This is a genomic window from Novosphingobium sp. (genome assembly GCF_965214355.1).
GTDB lineage: Bacteria > Pseudomonadota > Alphaproteobacteria > Sphingomonadales > Sphingomonadaceae > Novosphingobium.
In genome coordinates this window covers 331683-354673 of sequence record NZ_CBDCBI010000002.1, presented here as the reverse complement: position 1 = coordinate 354673, position 22991 = coordinate 331683, and the positions used below count along the sequence as shown (strand labels likewise).

Below are 22991 nucleotides of genomic sequence, written 5' to 3'. Positions count from 1 at the left end.
CTTCCCGATAACAACCCCGCTCATCCTGAGCCTGTCGAAGGACACGCGCGACCATTTGCCCGAAGCGCAAAAAATGTTGCGTCAAGTTCGCATGTCACGCGTATCCTTCGACAGGCTCAGGACGAGCGTATATGGTCAAAATAACGGGGGTTAAACCGCCGTATCCTCGCGATAGCGCGGCGCGACTTCCCGGCGTGACAACTGCCCGGCAAGGCCGATCCGCGCCGCCTCCATCGCGTCCCATCCTGCCAGGTCATGCAGCGGCGGGATCGTGACCGTTTCGCCGCGATCGAACCCGAGCAGTGCCGCATCGACCAGATCGTCGGCCGACATCACCATGTCGGCAGGCATGGCATCGACATCCTTGCCCGACCGTTCCCAGATTTCGGTACGCGTGGCGCCGGGCAGGACGGCCTGGATATGGATGCCGGTGCCTTGTGTCTCGTGCGTCAGGCCCTGGCTGAGATTGAGCATGTACGCCTTGGTGCCACTGTACGCCCCGTCGAACATTTCGGGTGCCAGCGCCAACACCGAGGCGATGTTGATGATCGCGCCCGCCGCTTTGGTCTTGAAAGCCTGCAGTGCCGCCTGCGCCAGCAATGTTGGCGCCAGCACGTTGACCATGACCAGGCGCGCGGCCTCTTCGGCCGATGACGTGCCCAACGTGCCGGTCAGCGAAATCCCGGCGTTGTTGACCAGCAGCGCGATGTCGGGCGCGGCCGCGATGGTCTGCGCGACATGCGCGATCTGCGCCGCATCGCTCAGGTCGGCCGGCAGCACGACGACGCGGCTGCCGGTGTCGCGATGCAGCCTGGCAGCCAGCGCCTCCAGCCGCGCCTGATCGCGCGCGATCAACACCAGGTCGTAGCCGCGTTTGGCCAGACGGTCGGCGTAGATCGCGCCAAGGCCCGACGAGGCGCCGGTAACGAAAGCTGTTCCTTTGAAGGATTCGGTCATGGGTTTGCTCCGTAGTTATGAGGGAAGGCGGACTTTGGCAGTGACGGACAGGCCGGGGCGCAGCACGTCGAGCCCCGCCTGGTCGGGATCGAGGCGGATGCGCACCGGCACGCGCTGGACGATCTTGGTGAAATTGCCGGTGCCCGGCTCGAACGGCAGCAGCGAAAATGTCGATCCCGATCCGGGGGCGAGGCTGTCGACGGTGCCGCGCAGGGTCTTCGCTCCCAGCGCATCGACCGCGATCGTCGCCGCTTCGCCCGGCGCCATGCGGCGGATCTGCGTTTCCTTGAAATTCGCGGTGATATACAGCGCCTGCATCGGCACCACGGTCAGCAACAGCGTGCCGGGCTGGACATAATCGCCGACGCGCACGTGGCGATTGCCGATCACACCGTCGACCGGCGCGGTCAATTGCGTGTGGCGCCGGTCCTGTTCGGCCAGCGCCAGCGCGGCGCGCGCATTGAGCAACGCGGCCTGCGCCTTTTGCACCGCCGCCTCCAGCCCCGGGCGCTGCGCACGGGTGACGCCGGCCTCGCTTCTGGCCACGGCCAGTTGCGCGCTGGCATGCGCGGCCTGCTGTTCGGCGCCGACGGCGGTGGTGCGATAGGTTTCGGCATCGCGCCTGGCGACGGCGCCCGAGGCGACCAGCGCGTCATAGCGCGCCTTGTCCGCTTCGGCATGGGCGGCATCGGCGCGGGCGGAGCGGATGCCGGTTGCGGTCGAGGCGACGGTGGCATCGCTGGCGCGTTCCTGCGCCGACAATGCGACCAGGGCGGCCGCCGCAGCGGCGACATTGGCCTGCGCATCGGCAACACCCGATCTGGCCGCCGCCAGCCGTGCGTCGAATTCCTCGGGATCGATCGTCACCAGCGGATCGCCGGCGCGCACGGTCTGGTTGTCGCGCACCAGCACTTGCGTGACGAACCCCCGGATGCGCGGGGCGACGCTGGTGGTGTCTGCCGCAACATAGGCATCGTCGGTCGATTCGGCCGATGGTTCGGCCAGGATATACGCAGCGCCGGCTGCCGCCACGATCAGCGCGACCCCGGCCGCGAGCGCCGCGCGCGGCACGCGGCGGCGGGTCGGCGTCGGCGCCATTGCGGCTTGGTCGATTGCCTCGACACTGTCTGCGGCCTGCGCTGCCATGGGCGGTTTCCTTCGCTCTTGCGTAAATGATGGTCTTCATATATATGCTATCCATCATATTTCAAGCGCGGAGTTGCCGGACGCCATGACATCCCTGTTCAAACGTCTGTTCGCAACGCAAACGGACTGGGCCGACAATCCGGCCGCGATGCCCGATGCGCGCAAATTCATGATTTTCGGCGTGATGGCGGTGGGTCAGTTCATGGCGCTGTTCGACATCCAGATCGTGTCGGCGTCGCTGCGCGATGTGCAGGCGGGCCTGTCCGCCGGGCCCGACGAGGCGAGCTGGGTCCAGACCGCGTACCTGATGGCCGAGCTCGTGATGATCCCGCTGTCGGCCTATCTGGCGCGCGCGATCTCGACGCGCTGGCTGTTTGTGACTTCGGCGGGGATGTTCACGTTTTCCAGCCTGCTGTGCGGCCTTGCGTGGAATATGCCGTCGATGATCGCGTTTCGCGCGCTGCAGGGGTTTACCGGCGGAGCGATGGTGCCGCTGATCTTTTCGGTCGGGTTCGGGCTGTTTTCGGGCAAGCAGCGCGCGATGGTTCCGGCGATCCTGGGCACGATCAGCGTGATCGCGCCCACTTTGGGGCCGACGGTCGGCGGGTTGATCACGCAGAGTTTCGATTGGCGCTGGCTGTTTTTCGTCAACATCGTGCCCGGCATCATCGTCACCATAGTGTCGGCGGTCATCATCCGCGTTGATCGGCCAAACCCTGCGCTGCTGCGCCAGATCGACTGGGCGCATTTCGTCGCGATGGCGATGATGCTCGGCGGCGCCGAATATGTGCTCGAAGAAGGTCCGCGCCACGACTGGTTCGGCGATCCGACGATCGCGATTGTCGGCTGGCTGGCGCTCGTCGCGCTGGTGCTGTTCCTGGAGCGCGCGTTTTTCTCCGCGCGCCCGCTGGTCAGCCTGAAGCCGTTTCGCAAGCCGATTTTCGCGTTTGCCTGCCTGTTCAATCTGGTCGTCGGGTTCGGCATGTATTCGTCGATCTATCTGATTCCGGTGTTCTTGGCGCGGGTGCGCGGATACGATTCGCTGCAGATCGGCACGACCGTGTTCGTGGTCGGCGTGGCGCAGATCGTCAGCGTGTTCATCGCCTCCTCGCTCAGCCAGCGGGTCGACATGCGCTGGATGATCACCGCCGGGCTGTCGCTGTTTGCATGGAGCCTCTGGCTGACGTCGCAGATGACCAGCCAGTGGGGGTTTTGGGAACTGGCGTTTCCGCAAGCGGTGCGCGGCCTCGCGCTGATGCTGTGCATCGTGCCGAGCGTGACGATGGCGCTGTCGTCGTTCGGTCCGGCCGAGCTTGGCGCAGCATCCGGACTGTTCAACCTGATGCGCAATCTGGGCGGCGCGATCGGCATCGCGGTGGTCAACACCTGGCTGCAGGATGACACGCGCATCGCCGCCGCCCGGCTGGGCGAGGCGATGGGCCACAGCCGCACGCTGGCCAACCAGGCGCTGAACGGCCTCGCCACCGGCATGGCCCCGCACGCAGCGGCGCCCGCGCAAGCCATGGAAATGGCGCGCGGGGTGTTTGCGCAAGTGGTCGGGCGCGAGGCGGCAACGCTGGCGTTCGACGACTGTTTTCGCGTGATGGCATGGATGTTCATCGGCGCGCTGGTGCTCGTGCCGTTCTGCCGCATTCCGCCCGGCGCCACCCCGCCCCCGCCCGAAGCCGCTGGCCACTGATACTTAAAGGATATCTGTCATGAACCGCATCCTGGTCACCCTGCTTTTGTCATCGGCGCTGTCGGCCTGTGTCGTCGGGCCGAAATACACGCCCCCCGTGGCCGATCTGCGCCCCGCCTATTCCGCCGATCAGCCACTCGCGGCTGCCGATGCGGCATGGTGGCAGCATTTTGGCGATCCCGTGCTGAATGGCCTGGTCGAGCGCGCGCTGGCGCAGAATTACGACCTGGCCGCCGCCGCCGCGCGCATCCAGCAGGCACGCGCGATGGCCGGCGGCGCTACCGCGCGGCTGTTGCCAACGCTCGATGCCGCCGGCAGTGCCGAGGCCGATCGCCAGTCGCTGCACACGCCCTTTGGCGCCGCGTCGCACGAACTGGGCTTCCCCCGCAATTACGAGCTGTATCAGGCGGGCGTTCAGGCCTCGTGGGAAATCGATCTGTTCGGCGGCCTGACGCGTCAGCAGCAGGCGGCGCGTGCCGGGCTGGCGGGCACGATTGCCGATGCCGCCGCCGTGCGGCTGGGTGTCGAGGCCGAAACCGTCGATGCCTATCTGCAACTGCGCGGGCTTCAGGCGCAAGTGCAGGTCGCGCAAGGGCAGTACACGGTCGCCGACAACCTTGTGACGCTGATCCGGGCGCGCGAAGAGCAAGGGCTGTCGGCGCCGCGCGATGTCCTGCGCGCGACCGGCGACCGTGATGGCGTGGCTGCGCGCATTCCGCGGTTGCGCGGCGCGATCGCCGCGCAGATCAACGCGATCGACGTGCTGACCGGGCAACAGGCAGGCGTGGCCGACCCGGCGCTGGCACAGACCGGCGCGATCCCCGCTCCGCCACAGCCCAGCGGCAGCGCAATCCCTGCCGACCTGATGCGCCGGCGCCCCGATGTGGTCGCCGCCGAAAGCCGGATGGTCGCGGCCAATGCGCAGATCGGCGCGGCGCTGTCCGAATACTATCCGCATCTCAGCTTCAGCGGGCTGCTGGGGTTCGCCAGCGTCGGCGGCGCGTCGTTCCTCAGCGGCGGCGCGGTGGCGACCACGGGGCAGGCAGCGCTGCGCTGGCGGTTGTTCGATTTCGGGCGTATCGACGCCGAAGTGAAACAGGCCCGCGGGCACAAGGCCGAAACGATGGCGCAATACCGCGCGACCCTGCTGCATGCGACCGCCGATGTCGAAAACGCGATGGTCGCGCTGACCCAGGGGCGCAACGAAGTGACGATCCGCGAACAACAGGTCGCGGCGCTGACCCGGTCGCGCGACCAGGCGCAGCAGGCCTATGGCGCGGGCACCGTCGCGCTGATTGAAGTGCTCGATGCCGATCGCGCGCTGCTCGATGCATCGGACAATCTGCTACAGGCTCGCGCAATGGCCGCGCGCGCATCGCTGGCGACGACACGTGCGTTGGGCGGCGGATATGGAGTCGATCATGGCTGACAAGACCACGCACAAGGAACGGACCCGCGCACGCATCCTGGACGAAGCGGCGCGCGCATTGCGCCTGTCGGGCACCGATGGCGTCAGCGTGGCCGACCTGATGAAACGCGCCGGGCTGACCCATGGCGGCTTCTACGCACATTTCACCTCACGCGATGACCTCGTCGATCACGCGATCGGGCGCATGTTCGAAGACAGCAGCCGGATGCTCGAACGGTTCATCGGAGCAGGCGCCAACGCAAAAGGGCTGTCTGGGCTGATCGACTATTACCTGGCGCCCCAGGCCTGGCGCGTGCGCGACCAGGGCTGCCCGTTGCCCGGCCTGTCGAGCGAAGCCGCGCGCATGCCCGACGCGGCGCGCGCCCGCTACCAGGCGGGCGTGGTGCGGTTCCGCGCGGCCATCGCCGCCGCGCTGGCCGCAATGGGCAAGCCAGGGCCCGAGCAACTCGCAGCATCGGTCATGGCCGAAATGATCGGCGCGGTCAGCATGGCCCGCTCGTTCGACGCCGAAGCCGATGGCCTGGCGTGGCTGGAAGCGTGCCGCGCCGCGCTGCGCGAACGGCTGGGGTTGGACGCTGCTTGAAAAGCCCTCCTCTTCAGGGGAGGGGCCAAACCAAGGGTCAATCGTCCGGATCGGCGACCTTGAACGGATCGGTCGGCACGGGCTGGGTCGGAATCTGCGGGCGGGGCAGTTCCTTGTCGCTGGTCGCCGCTTCCCACAGCACCCCTGCCAGCACGACCGACATCTGGCGCATGTCATCGCCGCGCATGTGGTCCACCGTATCGAGCGTCGAATGGTGCACCCGGCTCTCGTAATCGAGCGGATCCTGGATGAACTGATACCCGGGCAGGCCGATCGCCTGGTATTTCTCGTGATCGGTCCCATCGGTCCTGCTCGCCACCAGCGTGCCCGCGCCCATCGACTTGAACGGCGCCAGCCATTCGCCCAGCAGCGTGCCCGCGCCCGCATTGCCTTCGGTATAGATGCCGCGCAGCTTTCCCGAGCCGTTGTCGATGTTGAAATAGGCTTTCAGCTCGGCGTATTCGGGCTTGGGCGTGATCGGAAAGGCTTTGGCCCAGGCGTCTTCGCGGTGCCAGTCGGTCAGCGCCGGGTCGACCGGGCGTGAGGCGAAATGCCGGCTGACATACGCGAGGGAGCCCAGTTCGCCCTGTTCCTCGCCGGTCCACAGCACGATGCGGATCGTGCGCTTCGGCTTGAGCCCAAGCGAATGGATCAGGCGCGCCGCCTCGATCACCGCGACCGTGCCCGCGCCGTTGTCGCTGGCGCCATCGGCCGCGATCCAGCTGTCGAAATGGCCGCCGGCCATGACCACGCCGGCGCGCGGGTCGCTGCCCGGGATTTCGGCGACGATGTTGCTCGCCTCGAGGTTTTTTGCGTCATAATGCGCCGCGACCGTCACGCTGATCTGCGGCGCGGGGCCCGTAATCGCCAGCCGCACCAGCCGCCGGTAGTCCTCCTGCGCCATCTGCACCGTCGGCAGCGCCAGCGTGTGCCCGGGCTGAAACGCATAGCCTTCGCCAGAGACCAATTTGCCATCGCGGCCCGACCGGCGCACCACCGCGACCGCGCCTTCGGATTTCAGGAACGCGCTCAGTTTTTCGGAAAACGTCAGCGCTTTCATCCAGCCCGATTGCTTCAGCGGATCGTACGTCGGCTGATCGAAATGATCGAGTTCGCCGATCGCCTTGTCGCTATAGCGTTCGAACACCGGGTCCTTGCTCTCGCTGGTTGTGCCGGGCATCGACACCAGCACGATCTTGCCCGCCAGCTTGCCTTTCCATTTGGCGAAATGCTCTTCCTTCGCCATCGGCGCGACGATCACCGGCGCGACCAGGGTGCCCGTCGTCGGCGGCGACCAGGCCACCGGAATGACCGTCAGCGGCAGCACGCGGGGGCTGACCATCGCCACCGCATAGCTGTCGAGATTCCAGCCGAGCCCGAAATAATACGGTTCCTCGTGCACATTCGCCAGGCCATAGCTCTTGAGCAGCGCGACCGCCCAGGCCGTCGCCTTGCGCTGGTTGTCCGAATTGGTCAGGCGCGGCCCGACCCCGTCCATCAGCGCGGATGCATTGATCATCACCTGGCTGCGGTTCATGCCCTCGTCGATGATTTTTGCGATAGCGGGACTGTGGTCAGGCTCGGCCAGCACGGGCAGCGGCAGGGCCGTCATCGGCAGGGCCACAGTCAACATGGCGGCGATGGCAAGACGTCTGGCCACGGGGGCGATCCTTTCGTGAATGGGTATCGGCGCAGATTACCCACCCGCCGCACATGTGCAATGGCGCTCCGCGACGGGCGCGCTATAGGGCAGACATGACGATCGTTACCCGTTTCGCCCCCTCGCCCACCGGCACGCTGCATGTCGGCAATATCCGCACCGCGCTCAACAACTGGCTGCTGGCGCGGCGCCACGGTGGCCGGTTCCTGCTGCGCATCGACGATACCGATGCCGAACGCAGCCGCGAGGAGCATGTCCATGCCATCCGCGCCGATCTCGCGTGGCTCGGGCTCGATTACGATGACGAACAACGCCAGTCGGCGCGGTTTGCGATCTATCAGGCGGCGATGGACCGCCTGATTGCCGACGGACGCGTCTATCGCTGTTACGAAACGCAAGCCGAACTCGACCTGCGGCGAAAAGTGCTGTTGTCGCGCGGGCTGCCGCCAATCTACGACCGTGCGGCGCTGAACCTGACAGATGCCGACCATGCCGCGCGCGCCGCAGCCGGCGAGGCACCGCACTGGCGCTTCCTGCTCGATCATGACACGCAGATCACGTGGGACGACGGCATCCGCGGCCCCCAGACATTCGATCCGCGCACGATGTCCGACCCGGTGGTGCGCCGCGCCGACGGATCGTGGCTGTACATGCTGCCCAGCGTCATCGACGATATCGCGATGGGCGTGACCGATGTGTTGCGCGGCGAAGACCATGTGTCGAACACCGCGACGCAAGTGCAGATGTTCCAGGCACTGGGTGATCATATGCCCCACTTTGCCCACGCGGCGCTGCTGACCGGCACCGAGGGCAAGCTGTCGAAACGCCTGGGATCGCTGGGCGTGGCCGAATTGCGCGAAAGCGGCATCGAGCCCGAAGCGCTGATCGCGCTGCTCGCGCGGCTGGGCACATCGGACCCGGTCGACCCCGCCCTCGATGCCGACCACCTCGCCGGCGCTTTCGACCTGTCCCGCTTCGGCCGCGCGCCCGCGCGGTTCGACGAGCTCGAGCTCGAGCGCGTCAACGCCGGCGTCATCCACCGCCTGCCGTTCGCCCGCGTCGCCGACCGGCTGCCGGCGGGCATGGACGAGGCAACGTGGCTGACAATCCGCCCCAACCTGACCCGCGTGTCCGAAGCGGCCGACTGGTGGCAGGTGATCAAAGGCCCGATCGCGGCGCCCGATTTCGACGCCGAAACGCGCGCATTCCTGACCGAAGCCGCCGCCTGCGCCGCAACGAGCGACTGGACCCAGGATCCATGGAGCGCCCTGACCGCCATGCTGAAAGACCGGACCGGCCGAAAGGGCAAGCCGCTGTTCCTGCCGCTGCGCCAGGCGCTGACGGGTATGGACCATGGGCCGGATATGAAGGCGCTGCTGCCGCTGATTGGCCGGGACGAGGCGCTGGCGAGATTGCTTACCTAGGGCGCGGAAGCGAATGCCGTCAGAAGGCGTATCGGCGGTTACCAACCAACTCAAGACATTCAGCGTCGTTGATGTGAGCGTCAGCTTTTTACGAAACACGCCGTTCAAGTCGCGTAAACCAGCCGATCGGCTTTGCGCCCTACTTTCGGCCGTTCAAACGTGGTGCGAGCGCGCCGAAAACGTCCGTTCGTTTATTCAACCCTGACGACCCGACCAGCGTAGCGACATGCACGAGAGTCCCGCATCGATCAGCCCGATTTGTCGGGTGTCGAGCGGGACGACGGCATAGCCCCGCTCGACACCTTCGTCCATTAGCATCGCCAGCGTCGCCGGGAACTGGCTGCCGACGAAGAGCCGGTCGTTGACGCGGAGCGCATTGGCGGCGGCTTCCTCGCCTGCCGGCACGACGATCTGGCGCAAGCCCGCGAACAGCCCGCTGTCCGCGCCGGCGCGCGTGGTCAGCACGCTGTCCTCGTCGATCAGGCTGACCGCGGTCTTGAGGTGCAGCGCGCCTTCGGGCGGCAGCACCACGCGCGCCTTGCGGCCGATCGCACCAAGCGCGCGGACCAACGCTTCCGCACCCACGCGGTCGGTCCTGGCCGACAGCCCGATCAGCACCAGATCGGGCGTGACCAGTACGTCGCCGCCGTCGGCATGACCCTCGTCGATCTCGCGGACAAGCGAGAAATGCCGCTCGAGCGCCGTGCGCAGGTGCACCGCCTCGCCGAGCCGCGTCCGGGTGCCCGGTCGGAGCAGGATCGCGCCCTCCGGCAATGTCAGCGCGGGGTCCTCGACGAACAGGCTGTCGGGGAAATCCTCCAATGGCGCAAGCATGTCGACCGCGACGCCCGCATCGGCGAGCGCCGTGGCATAGCCGCGATGTTCCGCCGCGACCCCCTCGAAGCTTGGCGAGGGCCCGTCATGCGCGCGCAGCCCGTCGACGACGGAGCGCGCCGGCGCCCGGAGGATCGCATGGTCGAAATCGAATACCCGCATCGGAACGCCTTCTATCGGGCCGGGCTTCGCAGGCCGGATCGGTGGATGGAATAGGTGAAGTAGATCAGGAGTGCCACCGCGATCCACAGCGCGAACAGCGCGAAGGTGGCGCCCGGTAGCCCCACAATCAGATACACGCAGAAGGCGGCGCTGAGCAGCGGCAGCAGCGGGAACAACGGCACGCGATATCCGCGCGGCAGGTCCGGTTGTCGCCGGCGCAGGATGATGACACCGATCGACACCGCGGCAAAGGCGATCAGCGTGCCCATGCTGGTGAGATTGATCAAAACGTCGAGCGGCACCACTGCGGCGAGCAGCGCGACGCCGGCCGCCACGATCCACGTATTCTGGCGCGGCACCTTGCTGACCGGATCGACCCTGCGGAAGAACGCCGGGAGCAGTCCGTCCTGGCTCATCGCATAGAGAATGCGGGTCTGGCCGTAGAGCACGACCAGCGTGACGCTGAAGATCGAGCCGATCGCACCCAGGGTCAGGATCAGCGACGGCCAGCCCGCGCCGGTCAGATCACGCAGGATGACCGAAAGGCCCGCCTGCTGCCCGGCGAAGCGCGTCCAGCGCTGCGCACCGATCGCTGCGACCGCAACGAGGATGTAGGCGGCGGTGACGATCAGCAGCGAGAAGATGATCGCCAGCGGCAGGTTGCGCCGCGGGTTCTCGACCTCTTCGCCCGCGGTCGCGACGGCGTCGATCCCGATATAGGAGAAGAAAATCGAAGAGGCGGCCGATCCGATCCCGATCATGCCCCTGGGCGCGAACGGACGGAAGTTGACGGTCTTGAAATGCGCCAGTGCGATCGCGACGAACATCGCCAATACCGCAAGCTTGGCGATCACCAGAATGCTGTTGGCGCGGGTCGATTCGCGCGCGCCGCGCAGCAGCAGGACGAGGCACAGGCCGATCAGCGCGACCGCAGGCAGGTTGACCACGCCGCCGCTGCCGGGCGGGTTTGCGAGCACTTCGGGGATGCGCCAGCCGATCGTCACTGCGAGCAACTCATTGAGATATTGCCCCCAGCCGACCGCGATAGCCGAGGCCGAGACGCCATATTCGAGCAGCAGGCACGCGCCGATCAGGAACGCCGCAAGCTCACCCAGCGTCGCATAGGCATAGGAATAGGACGATCCCGCAGCGGGCACGACCGAGGCCAATTCGGCATAGCACAGGGCGGTGAGCGCGGCGGTGATGCCCGCGATCACGAACGACAGCGTCACCGCCGGCCCCGCCTCTGGCACCGCGGTGGTCAACGCGATGAAGATGCCGGTGCCAATCGTGCCGCCGACGCCGAGCATCGTCAGCTGGAAGAGACCGAAGCTGCGCACCAATGACGAAGCGCCTTCGCGTTCAGCGGGCTCGAAGAAGCCGACGACCGGTTTGCACCGGACGAGCGCCGTCAGAAGGGATTGTACCGTCAACGCCACTGCCTCGACCTGGTTGCGAATTGGCCCCTCCTTCCACGATTGCCGCGCCCCGGCAACTTCGCGTGTGCGATTAACGGGCGGAACGCCGCCCAATTGCCCTGCCTTCTTTGGAAGAACTGCCGTTACGTCTCGGGGCGCAAAACCCGCGAGGACATCAGTGCCGCTCGACGTCACACAAGCGTGGAGTTCTGGGCACAGGGGGGAGTTCTGGGGACAGTGAGTTCTGGGGACAGAATACTCATTTATGCCGGATAATTCTATATACTGTCCCCGGAACTCCCCTGTCCCCGGAACTCCCATGCTGTCCCCGGAACTCCCATGCCAAATTTCAGACCAAGATGGACCAGAGTTACACCACACCATCTAACTGCTCCATATAAATAAAATTACTGGTGAAATACGCCAAGAAAAAATATTGAAAAATGACATTTTTCATCAAACCCGCAATTTACCTTAACTACATCATTTCCTATTCTATAGTAATCCCCGTTGCGTTCCATCATCGATGGAAATCCATATTTTTTTGCTTCGGTGAATTCATATTCTTTGACGAAGCATGCTTTTGGAATACCATTCCCAGCAGCATGATCCCAGGAAAGTATCACTTTAGGACAACCTGGCGGGGGTACGTATGGCGGGGCTTTAATATGAGGAGGTTTAAATTGAGAAAGTGACTGGGTCACTATAGTAGTTTCTAATAGAAAAACTACAAATGCCGCTAAAATCAGATATTTTAAAATCTTTGGCATTTTTATATTTCCTGCAGGGAATTCTGAGGAATTGAGTTGACAGGTACGTAGACCCCCCAGTTTTCTTTAACTGATCGACTAGAGACGCCATGGCTGCCAGGGTCGATTATAAATCGGGGTAATTGCACCATCACTTCGATCTCACATGGAAGAGTTCCGGGGAAGAGTTCCGGGGACGGTATACTTATCTACGCCCGCCCAGTCGCCGCCACCAGATGCGCCGGAGTTCTGGGGACAGAATACTCATTTATGCCGGATAATTCTATATACTGGCCCCGGAACTCCAGCAGCCCTTCGACATTCCGCAAGACAGCGGAATGCCAAACCCGAGATGTCAAGAGTTAGGCGGGACGGACCTTGCCGTAGACGCAGGCCCGGTGGGCGAATTTTTCGGTGGTTCCGTCGTGCCGATTTACCCAGAAGCACTTGGTACCATAATCAGCGGTCCTCACGCTGAATCCAGCTACGCCGGAACCAATCTTCTCATCACCCTCGGGGTGGCGAGCTAACGCTGCGATCAAAACCTTTGAGTCTTGCGCACTTACTTTGTCCCCGACATCGTACTTCTGCAGCATGGCATTGAGGTAGGCGGCTGCATCACCTTTTTTGGCGAAGTGTAGCTCACCCAAGCTGAAAGGTTTCGCAGGCATGTCTGTCCTCCCTGGTTACGAACTAACGGTATCCGGACTGTCTTGATCGGTAGCAAGTATCTTCTCTCGAATTTCCCGGACGATGATCGCTGGGATATCCATTGTATCGAACTGGTCGTCACGCTCGCGAACCCACTCAATACATTCTTCTTTGGTGAGATTATCTCGCGCGATCTTTTCGAAGAGGCTTACGGCACTCATACGAGATAGGCCCAGCTCCATGAGCGACAGCAGGGTGCGCGTTGACACGCCGAACTCCAGCTGGGTGCCGATATCGAGATCGGTGTCGATCAAATCTTCACGACCGATCGCGCGGAAATGCAGATGCAGGATATCCATGTACGCCGAGAGATATTTTGGCGCTTTGAAGCGAGCCACCTGTTCGACGTGTTCCATCGTTTGTCTGATCAACGTCGGCAGGACGAACTTCCGACCATGCGTGTTGTGATATTCAATGTTCTTTCTGATCATGGCCGCGAGGGAAAAACCTTTCAGCCACTGAACAACGATCACGACGTACAGGGGGATCAGGCTGTCCGGCATGAACGCCGGATAGAGATGCTCGTTGATCCTCCGCATGATGGTAACGAAGCGATCGTAACTGTCCTGGCTTTCTACCGGCGCCGGTATCAGGTTTTCCACATCCTTTTCGTAAGCTCGAAACGCCTCCAACAATGACTGAAGGCCAAACGCACTCACGCCTGGATGCCGCTCTGCGATGTCTGATCCGATCTCGATCTTGTCAGCCAATGCAGCGAGCTGCTCATCGATCTTTGCGATGGTGTTAGGATTGTGACGCTTTGCGAAGCTCGCCTGCGCAATCGAACCCAATCGCAAGTAGGTGGACAGGAGGTATGCGCCAACCTGTTCGAACTGGCCGACGTCGGCCAATTCGGAGAAGGGTGTATCTGCCCTTCTCTCCAAGTACTCGGCCATGCCATCACCCGTCTCCAAAACAGCATCGCTCTCGCGTTTGATCGGATAGCGCGAGCGGATAGGCACGCCATTGGGCCAAGCTGTTGTGTCATCCGGGTCGATGCAAACGATATTGCCCTGAAACTCGTTTCCCCATCTCCCGGCACGACCAGCTAAGTTCCAAAAATCATGGGGCTCCATCGGATTTCCCATGCCTTTTCGGGGACCACGGACCACAATGGTCCGACAGGACAAATTGACGCCCTCGATCAGGGTGGAGGTGCAGACAAGAAAGCGGATTTTGCCGCTTCTGAAAAGCCGTTCTACTTCCTGCCGGATCAAGGACGGCATGTTGCCGTAGTGGAAAGCAACACCCTTCAGAACGAGCGACGCAAGGGCAAAATTTGGGTGAACACCCTTCCGTGCCAGGTCTGCCAATTCGGCCAGTTCCTTGTCGGTCCCGTCGATCGGGGGTACAAGCTGGGCGATCAAGTCGGCAATATCTTCGGCATCGCCAGCTCGGTTGGCATAAACCAGCGTACCGCCTCGCTCGCCCACTGCGGCGGCAATAAAGGCCAGCTTTTTGGTGAGGTTGCCGGGGGAACTGGCAAGCTCCAAAACGCCGACGGGCTGGGATGCCGTCCCCTGCCTTAGCGACAGATTCCAGAGCTTCGGTTTGCGCGGGACTTGCTCAGCGACGATCAGGTTCTGAATGACCGTCGGGGAGTCGCTATCAACGGCATCCGTTTTCGCAGTCCCCGGGGCATCGGCTAACAACTCCTCGGGATTTTGCGTGGCCGGGCTGATGAAGATCACTTTCAGATCATCATTCGAGCGCTCTAGCCGCTCAATGGCATCTTGCAGAATGACGCCGCGTTGATTGTCCCCGATCTTGTGAGCCTCATCGACGATGAGCAGATCGACGCGGATGTCCTTTCCGAGAGCATTGGCTAACAGATGCAGGCGCTCCTGCGTGAACACCAGGATAAGCTTCTTTCCGCCCGACTGAGCGGCATCGTACTTCGCTGGTAGAGGAAGAGACGACACCTCAATCTCTGCCGCCTTGCCCAAGAGCTGGGTCAAATTTGTCTCGATCTCCGAAACAAGCGCACGCGTGGGCGCCAGATAGATCGACACCCGCCTTTCGGCCGAACGCATATGATTTATCAGCCATTGCAGAACGAGGAAGGTCTTGCCGGATGCAGTGGGCGCCGAGGCTGACAGCCAGTTATTCAGCGTGGCGCTATCCCAGAACCGTTGCTGAAAATCATTTACCTGAATCCAGCGGCCGCTGGATTCTATCAGAACCGAGTGGTCCAGTTTGCGACGCTGGGCCTCCATCCGTAGACCGAACCCTAACCGGCCTTCCAGGTCCGCTTCGAGCAGCTTGCGGTCGTTCGCCAGGGCAACAGCCCGAAAATTTGTGAGCTTGTCGAGAAGGACGGCTCCGGCGTCCTTCACTGCTTGCATGTCACCCATAATCACGGCTCCGGTCGCGATGCGCAAAGCCGCTTCCTGATGCTGCCGAGATGCTGACCGAGCCAAAATGCTCCCCGCGAACAGCACACGGTGCCAATCGATTGGAGCTGTTTCCGCAGGCTCGGGCGCGAGGTGGTCAAGTTCCGTCCGAACGATCAAGCGCGTGACGGTTTCGACATCATCTTTAACGCCCTCGTCCATCAGCCATGTCGCGAGTTCTTCAAGGCTCATTTAGTGAGCCCCATCGCTTTGAGGAACGCCTTTCGAAAGCCATCAGCCGAGGGCAACGGGATGCACAGTACCTCGATTTCAATTTGATCCAGCTTCGCGGCTATCAGTCGCTTACCGATACGGATCCTCAAATTTTGGAGTTCGGCCTTCGCCGCTTTGGCGATCTCTTCAGCTATGCCCTTCACGCCTTCGACCGGGTAGTAATCCGCATCATACCCGATAAGAGCGATACCGCAGTAGCGGACGCGCTTGGACTGCTTTGAATCCTTGTTGAAATATTGCCGGAGAGCTGCCGTGACGACGGGATCGGACAGGTCAGCTTTGTCGCTCAGAAGGATCAAGTCCTTCTCTCGCTCTGCACCCTCATGATCGGGCTCGATCAGGAAAGGCGCGATTGACGCGAAGCACTCTTTGATGCCGACTCCGACATCCTTGTAAACCTTGGACTCACCCCAAAAGAGCTTCAAAACTCCGTCTTCTGTGACGCCAGCGTAAACGCCATCTGCGCCATGATAATGCAGCCGGGTGTCGGTTTTCAGATCCATTTTGCAGAGGATTTGCGGGAGCTTCAAAAAGCGCTCAGCCAGCAAAAACAGCAGCATCTCCCCGCCCTCGCCAGTGAGGGCAAGATCGGTGAAAGACCGTTTCGCTTCTTCGTGGAGAGCGGCTACCGCCTCGCCGCTGTTCCATTTCTCGTCGCGCGCCTTGGCGTCAGCCATTCTGGCGCGTGGGATGGCGTAATTGGTCACTGCGTGTCGCATAAACTCGGCGAGCCGATGCGGATCGACACGGCCGTTCGCGTCAACTGTCAAACAGTGACAGTGTATCTTTACTTGGTGTCCATCGAGAACGACATCACGCTCGACGAGTTCAAGGTGAACTTCGAGGGCCTCAGGATTGCCGGTAAGCGCGGCATTCAAATTCTCAACGGTGATATTTGACAGATTGTCCCCTCCAACGTCGCGACCTGCATACGATCGGCTTCCATACCTAGGATATTTGCCAAGCCATGTCCCAAGGGTATTTATGATCCGGTTTGGGTCGAACAGCGAGTGCAGCGGCCCTAGACGATCGCCATCATGCGCAAGCAGATCGCCAGCGAGGAGCCGGACGCCCCCCAGCTCGAAAAAGCGGAATCGACGTTCCGCAATGTGAGGAGTTCTGGTGACGGTATACTCTTTTATGCCGCATAATTCTCAATACTGTCAACGGAACTCACCGCCGACCAGATTCGGTCGTTCGATTGTCCCGCCGGCAATCCGGAAAGCGGCCGTTGCTTCGCCTGACTGGACCGCGGGGGAATTGGTGGGTTAAAGCCGCGCCCTCGTCCCGGCGATGGCATTGACCCAGCGCCATACGCGGTCGCGCTGCGGCTTTGCGAAGACGATGACGGCATTCGCGAACAGCGCGGGCAGCCCGATAAATCCGAACCACCACCTCTGCCCGCTGACGAAGGCGACGAGCAGCAACACGGCAATGGCGGGTACAAACAAGAGAATCAGGAGGGCCAATACGCGCGTCGCGATCAAAAGCGTCTTCAACGGGAAACCTCGGCAATTAGGGGACTGAACATCGAACGAGCGCGTGTCCCGCTCCCATCCGCCTGACCACGGGGCACCGCATACCAGCCCGCATGCGGACCGCGTTGCCAGGATGTCAGGGACACAGCGTACAGGCTGGTCGGGGAAAGCCAACGCTTTTGATTTTGAAAAAACGTCGCTCTGCCTCCCGATGCTGCCAGTGCGCATCAGCGAGGGGGCGATGACCCAATATCGCCTTACACCCATAAAATAGATATGCTAACGCCATCCAGGCTTGTGCGGCGGTACGGCCTGCCCAGCATAGCCAGAGCGAGCCAAGCCATGTTCGATGAATTCGGTTTTCCAGGCGACGCTGACTTCGACGTCACTGCGCCCAGGCTGGAGACTTTCGTATACTGCAGTCGCGCCGCCCAGGGCGTCGACGAAGCCGAGGTCGGCCGCATGGTCGAGAGGGCGCAAAGCCGCAATCTCACGCGCGACATCACCGGCGCGCTGGTTTTCGGCAGCGGCGTCTTCTTCCAGTGGATCGAGGGCCCGCCCGCTCAGGTGAAGGACCTGATCGCGAGCCTTCATGGCGATGCGCGCCATTACGATATCGTCGTGCTCGACCGGAGCGAGGAACAGCGCGAGCGCCTGTATCCGAACTGGGAAATGGAGCGGGTCGCAGCCGACAACATCCGAGCGGTGCTGCAAGACGCACTCGAAAGCAGCGAAGACGAGACCAACATCGCAGCATTGACGCGTATTCTCGCACACCTGGATTCGCGGCCACTGGATTCGCTTGGGCGAAGCTAGTCAGGTCGGCCAATGCCAGCTCCGAGCCGATCTGCTGCGCGCTCTGAAACCTCATTCCGGCGAAGATCTACGCCCGCCCCGTCGCCGCCACCAGGTGCGCCGGGTCAATCCCCTCACCCTTCCAGGTCGCGCGCCAGCGCATTTCCGCTGCGGTATCGAACAAAACTTCCGCCTTGCCCGCCGCCGCATACCACCCATGCTGGCGCATTTCGCCCTCCAGCTGCCCCGCGCCCCATCCGGCATAGCCCAGCGCGACCAGCCAGTGCGCCGGCCCGCGCCCTTCGGCGATCGCGCGCAGCACCTCGAGCGAGGCGCTAAGGCTCCACTGATCCGACACCGGCAAAGTGCCCGGTCCGTTCCATTCGGGGCTGTGCAGCACAAACCCGCGCTGCTGTTCGACCGGCCCGCCCGCATGGATCGGCGCGTCGGGCGCGACGCCTGTGGGGATCCCGGTATCGGCCAGCAATCCATGCAGCGTGACCCCGGGCAGGATCGCGCCCACGCCAATGCCCAGCGCGCCGTTCTCGTCGTGCACGCACATTGCGATCACCGCGTGGTCAAACCGTTCATCGCCCATGCCGGGCATGGCGAGCAGGATCCCGCCGTTGAGATAATGCGCTTCGGTCATGGACCAAAGATAAGGGCAATACCGGGAATTGAAAGTGTTGGCCCGCTTACGCCGCGACTTTGGCGGTGGTGCCTTCGGCCGCCTCGATCAGGCGCCGCTCGATCGTGCGCAGGCGTTGATCGCCGCTAACCTTGCTGCCCAGCACATCGGTCACATAGAACGTATCGACCGCGCGTTCGCCATAGGTCGCGATATGCGCCGAATGAACGATCAGCCGCGCCTCGAACAGCGCGCGCGCCAGCCGGCTGAGCAGCGCGGGACGATCGAGCGCGCCGATTTCGATCACGGTGAACCGGTCCGACGCCTTGTGATCGAAAATCACGATCGGGTGGATTTCGAATGCCTCCGCGCGCGTGCGCGCCAAGGGGCGCGCGGCGAGCTGCGGCGCCAGTTTGACCTTGTTGGCCATCGCATCGGCGATCGCGGTTTTCAGCCGGGCGATCTGGTTGTCTTCCATCAACGGCCGGCCGAGCGGGTCCTGCACCAGGAAATTGTCGAGCGCGACGCCGTTGCGCGTGGTGTGGATGCGCGCGTCGATGATATTGCCGCCGGCCAGATGGATGCCGCCAGCAATGCGGTAGAACAGCCCGGGATGATCCGCCGCGGTCACCGTGACCAGCGTCGCGCCGCGCGCGGGATAATACCTTGCCTCGACCGACAGCGGCTCGTCCAGCGCGATATCGAGCTGTTGCAGGTTCATCGCGATGATGTCTTCGGATTCGGCGATCCAGTACGCATCGAGCAATTGCCGCCCGACCGTGCCGATCAGCGCGTCGCGTTCCTGCAACAGCGCCGCGACCGCGCGCTTCTTGGCCGCGATCCGCTCGACCCGGCCGAACTGCTTGTGCCCCAGCCGCAGCACTTCGTGCGTGTGCACGTACAGATCGCCCAGCAGCTGCCGCTTCCACGAATTCCACACCCCCGGCCCGACCGCGCGGATATCCACGATCGTCAGCAGCAGCAGCAGGCGCAGGCGTTCGGCGCTTTGCACTTGCCCGGCAAAATCGGCGATCGTCTTGGCATCGGTCAGGTCGCGCTTGAACGCGGTCGCGCTCATCAGCAGGTGCCAGCGCACCAGCCACGCGACCATTTCGGTTTCGGCCGGGCTCATCCCCAGCCGCGGGCACAGTTTCATCGCGATGTCGGCGCCCAGCACCGAATGATCGCCGCTGCGGCCCTTGGCGATATCGTGGAGCATGACCGAAACATACAGCACGCGCCTGGATGCGATTTCGGCAACCACTTCGATCGCCAGCGAATGCGCTTCGCCATCGGCGCCCTTTTCGATCTGCGCCAGCAGGCCGATCGCGCGGATCGTGTGTTCGTCGACCGTATAATGGTGATACATGTCGAACTGCATCTGTGCGACGACCCGGCCGAAATCGGGAATGAACCGCCCGAACACCCCCGCCTCGCTCATCCAGCGCAAGACCGTTTCGGGGTCGCGGCGGCTGGTCAGGATATCCATGAACATCGCATTGGCGCGCGGATCGCGCCGCACCGCCGCATCGATCAGCCCGGCATCGCGATGCGCCTGGCGCGTCGTTTCGGCATGGATTTCAAGGCCTTCGCGATCGGCAACATGAAACAGCTCGATCAGCCGCACCGGGTCGCGCGCGAAAAAATCATCGCCTTGCGCCGCGACTTTGTCGGCCACGATCGCAAACGCCCCGATCGTGCGCCCCGCGCGCCGCCGCGCGCGCAGCTTGGCAAAAAAGCCCAGCCGCTGCGCCGCCCACTGTTCGTCCAGCTGCGCCAGGAATACACCCGTCAGCGATCCCACCTGCCGCGCATGGAGGAAGAACAGGCGCATGAACCGCTCGACGCCGCTTTTGCCCGGGCGGTCGGAAAACTTCATCCGCGACGCCACTTCGCGCTGCAGATCGAATGTCAGGCGGTCTTCGGGCCGCCGCGTGATCGCATGCAGGTGGCAGCGCACCGCCCAGAAGAAATTTTCCGCGCGGCGGAACGCGCGGTATTCGTTGGTGCTCAGCAGCCCTACTTTGACCAGTTCCGACGGGTCGCGCACTTTGTGGATATATTTGCCGATCCAGTACAGCGTATGCAGGTCGCGCAGGCAGCCCTTGCCCTCTTTCACATTGGGCTCGACGACATAGCGGCTGTCGCCCTGGCGCTTGTGCCGGGCGTTGCGTTCGGCCAGTTTTTCGGCGACGAATTCGCGCTCGGTTCCGGCGGCGACATCGTCCCAGAACCGTCGCTGCGCCTGTTCGTGGATGGCGCGGTCGCCCCAGACATAGCGCCCTTCGAGCAGCGCGGTGCGGATCGTCAGGTCGCCTTTCGCCTGGCGCACCAGTTCGTCGAGCGAGCGGCTGGAATGGCCGACTTTCAGCCCCAGATCCCACAGGAAATACAGCGTCGCCTCGATCACCTGCTCGCACCACGAGGTCGGCTTGTGCGGCGTGACGAACGCGATATCGACATCCGAATGCGGCGCCATTTCGCCCCGCCCATAGCCGCCCACCGCGATCAGCGCGATGCGTTCGCCGGTCGATCGGTTGCGCGACGGATAGACCCGGGTGACGACATGATCGTGGATCAGGCGCACGATCTGGTCGATCAGGAAGGCGTGGCTCTGCGCGCATTCGGTGCCGTGCGAAGGATGCGCGGTCAGCCGCTTTTCCAGCTCCCCGCGCCCGGCATTCAGCGCCTCGCGCAAGGCGTCCACGATCAGCGGCCGCGCCTTGTCGCCGTGCATGTCCGCGATCGCGGCGATGTCGTCGGCCAGCGTGCGGCGATCGATGATCGCGCGTTGATTGGCAATTCGCAGGAGAATCATGCGTTCTCCTATCGCATGATCACTTACCAGTCGCGACCCATTCCCGCTGGTATTTTTCGCGCAGCGCCCGCTTGTCGACCTTTTCGGTGCCGAGCCGCGGCAGGGGCTCGTCGACCGGCCAGAATTGCACCGGAATCTTGAACGGCGCGATATGTTCGCACAGGAAGGCGCGCAAAGCCTCGGCGTCGAGCCCCGATCCCGGCTTGGCCAGATAGACCGCCGCCGGAACTTCGCCATACAGGTCGTGCGGCAGGCCGAACACGCTTGCCTCGGCGATTGCAGGATGCGCATAGATCGCGCTTTCCACCTCGATGCAGCTGATGTTTTCGCCGCCGCGAATGATGATGTCTTTCTTGCGATCGACAATGAACAGATAGCCGTCTTCGTCGATATACCCCAGGTCTCCGGTGCGGAAATAGCCATCGGGCATGATCGCGGCGGCCGTCGCCTCCGGGTTGTTCCAGTACCCGGTGAAATTGCCGACGCTGCGGATCGACACTTCGCCCACCTGCCCCTGCGGCAGCGCGGCGCCGGCATCGTTCAGGATCGCCAGGTCGACCAGCGGTGGCGAGGCCACCCCGGTGCTGCCCGGTTTGGCCATGTAGTTCTCGTTGATATTGCCACAGCCGATCGCGTTGGTTTCGGTCAGGCCATAGCCCAGGATCGGAAACGCATGCGGCAGTTCGCGGCGGATGCGTTCGACATGATCGAGCGGGCGCGGCGCGCCGCCCGCGGCAAAGGTCACGCACGACGACAGGTCGTATTTCGCATGATCGGGATGCGTCGCGATCTCGAAACTCATCAGCGGCACGCCGACAAAATACGTGACATGTTCGCGCTCGATCAATTCCATCGCGCGAACGGCATCCCAGCGCGGCATGATCACCAGCTTTCGCCCCATCGCAAACGACTGCAGCAGCACCGGCACTTCGCCCGTGACATGGAACAGCGGCACATTGACCAGCGCACACGGCTGTTGCGCGGGATCGGGCGCCTGCCCGCGCGAGGTCAGCACGCCCAGCGCCGCCAGCGTCTGCGCCAGGTAGTTGAACGTCGCCTGCACCACCGCGCGATGGGTGGATACCGCGCCTTTCGACATGCCGGTCGATCCCGACGTGAACAGCACCGTCGCCGGGTCGTCACCGCCAAGGTCCGGCAACGCCACACCGGCATCGCCGCCTTTGGCATTCAGCACCGCCAGGCCGATCGCCGGCGCAACATCATGGTCGATCACCAGCACCAGGGCGCGCGAGGGATGCGACGACAGCCGCTCCGCTCGCTGCCGGTCGGCCAGCACCAGCGCGCAATCGACCAGCGCGATCCCATCCGCCAGCTCTTCGCCCGACCACCAGCCATTGAGCAGCACCGCGATCCCGCCGGCCATCAGCACGGCCATGTACGCGACCACCCAGTTGCCCGAATTGCGCGCGGCAATCCCCACCCGGTCGCCCGGTTTGATGCCATACCCCGCGATCAGCCCGCCCGCCGCCGTTTGCGCGGCGGCAAGCGCCTGCGCAAAAGTCAGCCGCACATCGCTGTCGACCAGGAATTCCCTGTCGCCGTGCTGCGTACAGAAATGCGCAAAGAAATGCGCCAGGTTCGACGGCGCGGTCGCGATCATCGGCAGATCGCGGCCGAACTGCCGGTGCGTGCCCAGCGCGAGCATTCCGCCCGGCGCCACCAGGGTTTCGACCACATGCGCCAGGCCCAGATCGAGTTCGGTCTTCATCGCAGCACCATCTCCACCTGTGTCGCAGCGCCTCTCCATGCTTCGCCTGGCGAAACCCGGTGCGCACGATCTGTTTTTGCACGTTCACAACAGCCCCCCCGCTGTGCCAGAAGGCCGCGCGGCAGACGCGCAAGCCAGGGCACC

Annotated in this window: 19 protein-coding genes; 6 read left to right on the top strand and 13 right to left on the bottom strand. The window is 63.4% G+C overall.

Annotated elements, in window-relative coordinates; genetic code table 11:
- Positions 1 to 150: 150 nt before the first annotated feature.
- Together ACOOE2_RS02250 and ACOOE2_RS02245 are read right to left on the bottom strand one after the other, a co-directional pair.
- A complete protein-coding gene (locus ACOOE2_RS02250; protein ID WP_420381399.1) occupies positions 151 to 957 on the bottom strand; it encodes an SDR family NAD(P)-dependent oxidoreductase in 807 nt (268 codons plus the stop codon).
- A gap of 15 nt (positions 958 to 972) precedes the next feature.
- Entirely contained in the window at positions 973 to 2103 is a 1131-nt protein-coding gene (locus ACOOE2_RS02245; protein WP_420381398.1) for an HlyD family secretion protein, read from the bottom strand.
- A gap of 85 nt (positions 2104 to 2188) precedes the next feature.
- On the opposite strand from ACOOE2_RS02245, the gene ACOOE2_RS02240 reads away from it, so the two are divergent.
- From ACOOE2_RS02240 to ACOOE2_RS02230, 3 genes are read left to right on the top strand one after another with little or no spacing between them, the layout of a single operon-like run.
- Entirely contained in the window at positions 2189 to 3802 is a 1614-nt protein-coding gene (locus ACOOE2_RS02240) for a DHA2 family efflux MFS transporter permease subunit (RefSeq protein WP_420381397.1), read from the top strand.
- Positions 3803 to 3821: 19 nt separating this feature from the next.
- Entirely contained in the window at positions 3822 to 5231 is a 1410-nt protein-coding gene (locus tag ACOOE2_RS02235; protein WP_420381396.1) for an efflux transporter outer membrane subunit, read from the top strand.
- Positions 5224 to 5814 (top strand): TetR/AcrR family transcriptional regulator, encoded by a 591-nt coding sequence (locus ACOOE2_RS02230; RefSeq protein WP_420381395.1) that lies wholly within the window; start codon positions 5224 to 5226, stop codon positions 5812 to 5814. The genes ACOOE2_RS02235 and ACOOE2_RS02230 overlap by 8 nt, the downstream gene beginning before the upstream one ends.
- A 37-nt stretch (positions 5815 to 5851) precedes the next feature.
- Here the strand turns inward: ACOOE2_RS02230 and ACOOE2_RS02225 are convergent, their stop codons facing one another.
- A complete protein-coding gene (locus ACOOE2_RS02225) occupies positions 5852 to 7474 on the bottom strand; it encodes a M20/M25/M40 family metallo-hydrolase (protein ID WP_420381394.1) in 1623 nt (540 codons plus the stop codon).
- Positions 7475 to 7569: 95 nt separating this feature from the next.
- Here ACOOE2_RS02225 and gltX point away from each other — a divergent pair, with 95 nt between their 5' ends.
- Positions 7570 to 8898, top strand: a complete 1329-nt coding sequence (gene gltX / locus ACOOE2_RS02220) for a glutamate--tRNA ligase (protein WP_420381393.1) — start codon at positions 7570 to 7572, stop codon at positions 8896 to 8898.
- 195 nt (positions 8899 to 9093) lie between these two features.
- On the opposite strand, the gene ACOOE2_RS02215 is transcribed toward gltX, so the two are convergent.
- From ACOOE2_RS02215 to ACOOE2_RS02190, 6 genes are all read right to left on the bottom strand, one after another.
- Positions 9094 to 9894 carry a dimethylarginine dimethylaminohydrolase family protein gene (locus tag ACOOE2_RS02215; RefSeq protein ID WP_420381392.1) on the bottom strand — a complete coding sequence of 267 codons (801 nt, stop codon included), beginning with the start codon at positions 9892 to 9894 and terminating at the stop codon, positions 9094 to 9096.
- 11 nt (positions 9895 to 9905) lie between these two features.
- Complete coding sequence (locus ACOOE2_RS02210; RefSeq protein ID WP_420381391.1) at positions 9906 to 11426, bottom strand: APC family permease; 1521 nt, start codon at positions 11424 to 11426, stop codon at positions 9906 to 9908.
- Positions 11427 to 11719: 293 nt separating this feature from the next.
- Positions 11720 to 12082: a hypothetical protein gene (locus tag ACOOE2_RS02205; protein WP_420381390.1), complete on the bottom strand. Its 363-nt coding sequence runs from the start codon at positions 12080 to 12082 to the stop codon at positions 11720 to 11722.
- A 341-nt stretch (positions 12083 to 12423) separates the two neighbouring features.
- Complete coding sequence (locus tag ACOOE2_RS02200; protein ID WP_420381389.1) at positions 12424 to 12732, bottom strand: DCL family protein; 309 nt, start codon at positions 12730 to 12732, stop codon at positions 12424 to 12426.
- Between the two features lie 15 nt (positions 12733 to 12747).
- Entirely contained in the window at positions 12748 to 15357 is a 2610-nt protein-coding gene (locus tag ACOOE2_RS02195; RefSeq protein WP_420381388.1) for a DEAD/DEAH box helicase, read from the bottom strand.
- Positions 15354 to 16076 carry a DUF1837 domain-containing protein gene (locus ACOOE2_RS02190; RefSeq protein ID WP_420384548.1) on the bottom strand — a complete coding sequence of 241 codons (723 nt, stop codon included), beginning with the start codon at positions 16074 to 16076 and terminating at the stop codon, positions 15354 to 15356. Before ACOOE2_RS02190 ends, ACOOE2_RS02195 begins: the two co-directional genes overlap by 4 nt.
- 33 nt (positions 16077 to 16109) lie before the next feature.
- Between ACOOE2_RS02190 and ACOOE2_RS02185 the strand changes: the two genes are divergently transcribed.
- Positions 16110 to 16298, top strand: coding sequence for a hypothetical protein (locus tag ACOOE2_RS02185; protein ID WP_420381387.1), 189 nt, complete (start codon positions 16110 to 16112; stop codon positions 16296 to 16298).
- A 369-nt stretch (positions 16299 to 16667) separates the two neighbouring features.
- Here the strand turns inward: ACOOE2_RS02185 and ACOOE2_RS02180 are convergent, their stop codons facing one another.
- Entirely contained in the window at positions 16668 to 16898 is a 231-nt protein-coding gene (locus ACOOE2_RS02180; RefSeq protein WP_420381386.1) for a hypothetical protein, read from the bottom strand.
- 321 nt (positions 16899 to 17219) lie between these two features.
- Between ACOOE2_RS02180 and ACOOE2_RS02175 the strand changes: the two genes are divergently transcribed.
- On the top strand, positions 17220 to 17693 hold the full coding sequence (locus tag ACOOE2_RS02175) for a BLUF domain-containing protein (protein WP_420381385.1): 474 nt from the start codon (positions 17220 to 17222) through the stop codon (positions 17691 to 17693).
- 67 nt (positions 17694 to 17760) lie between these two features.
- On the opposite strand, the gene ACOOE2_RS02170 is transcribed toward ACOOE2_RS02175, so the two are convergent.
- From ACOOE2_RS02170 to ACOOE2_RS02160, 3 genes are read right to left on the bottom strand one after another with little or no spacing between them, the layout of a single operon-like run.
- Positions 17761 to 18321, bottom strand: a complete 561-nt coding sequence (locus ACOOE2_RS02170; RefSeq protein WP_420381384.1) for a YqgE/AlgH family protein — start codon at positions 18319 to 18321, stop codon at positions 17761 to 17763.
- A gap of 46 nt (positions 18322 to 18367) precedes the next feature.
- Positions 18368 to 21118 carry a [protein-PII] uridylyltransferase gene (locus ACOOE2_RS02165; RefSeq protein ID WP_420381383.1) on the bottom strand — a complete coding sequence of 917 codons (2751 nt, stop codon included), beginning with the start codon at positions 21116 to 21118 and terminating at the stop codon, positions 18368 to 18370.
- A gap of 19 nt (positions 21119 to 21137) precedes the next feature.
- Entirely contained in the window at positions 21138 to 22847 is a 1710-nt protein-coding gene (locus ACOOE2_RS02160) for a class I adenylate-forming enzyme family protein (protein ID WP_420381382.1), read from the bottom strand.
- Positions 22848 to 22991 lie beyond the last annotated feature (144 nt).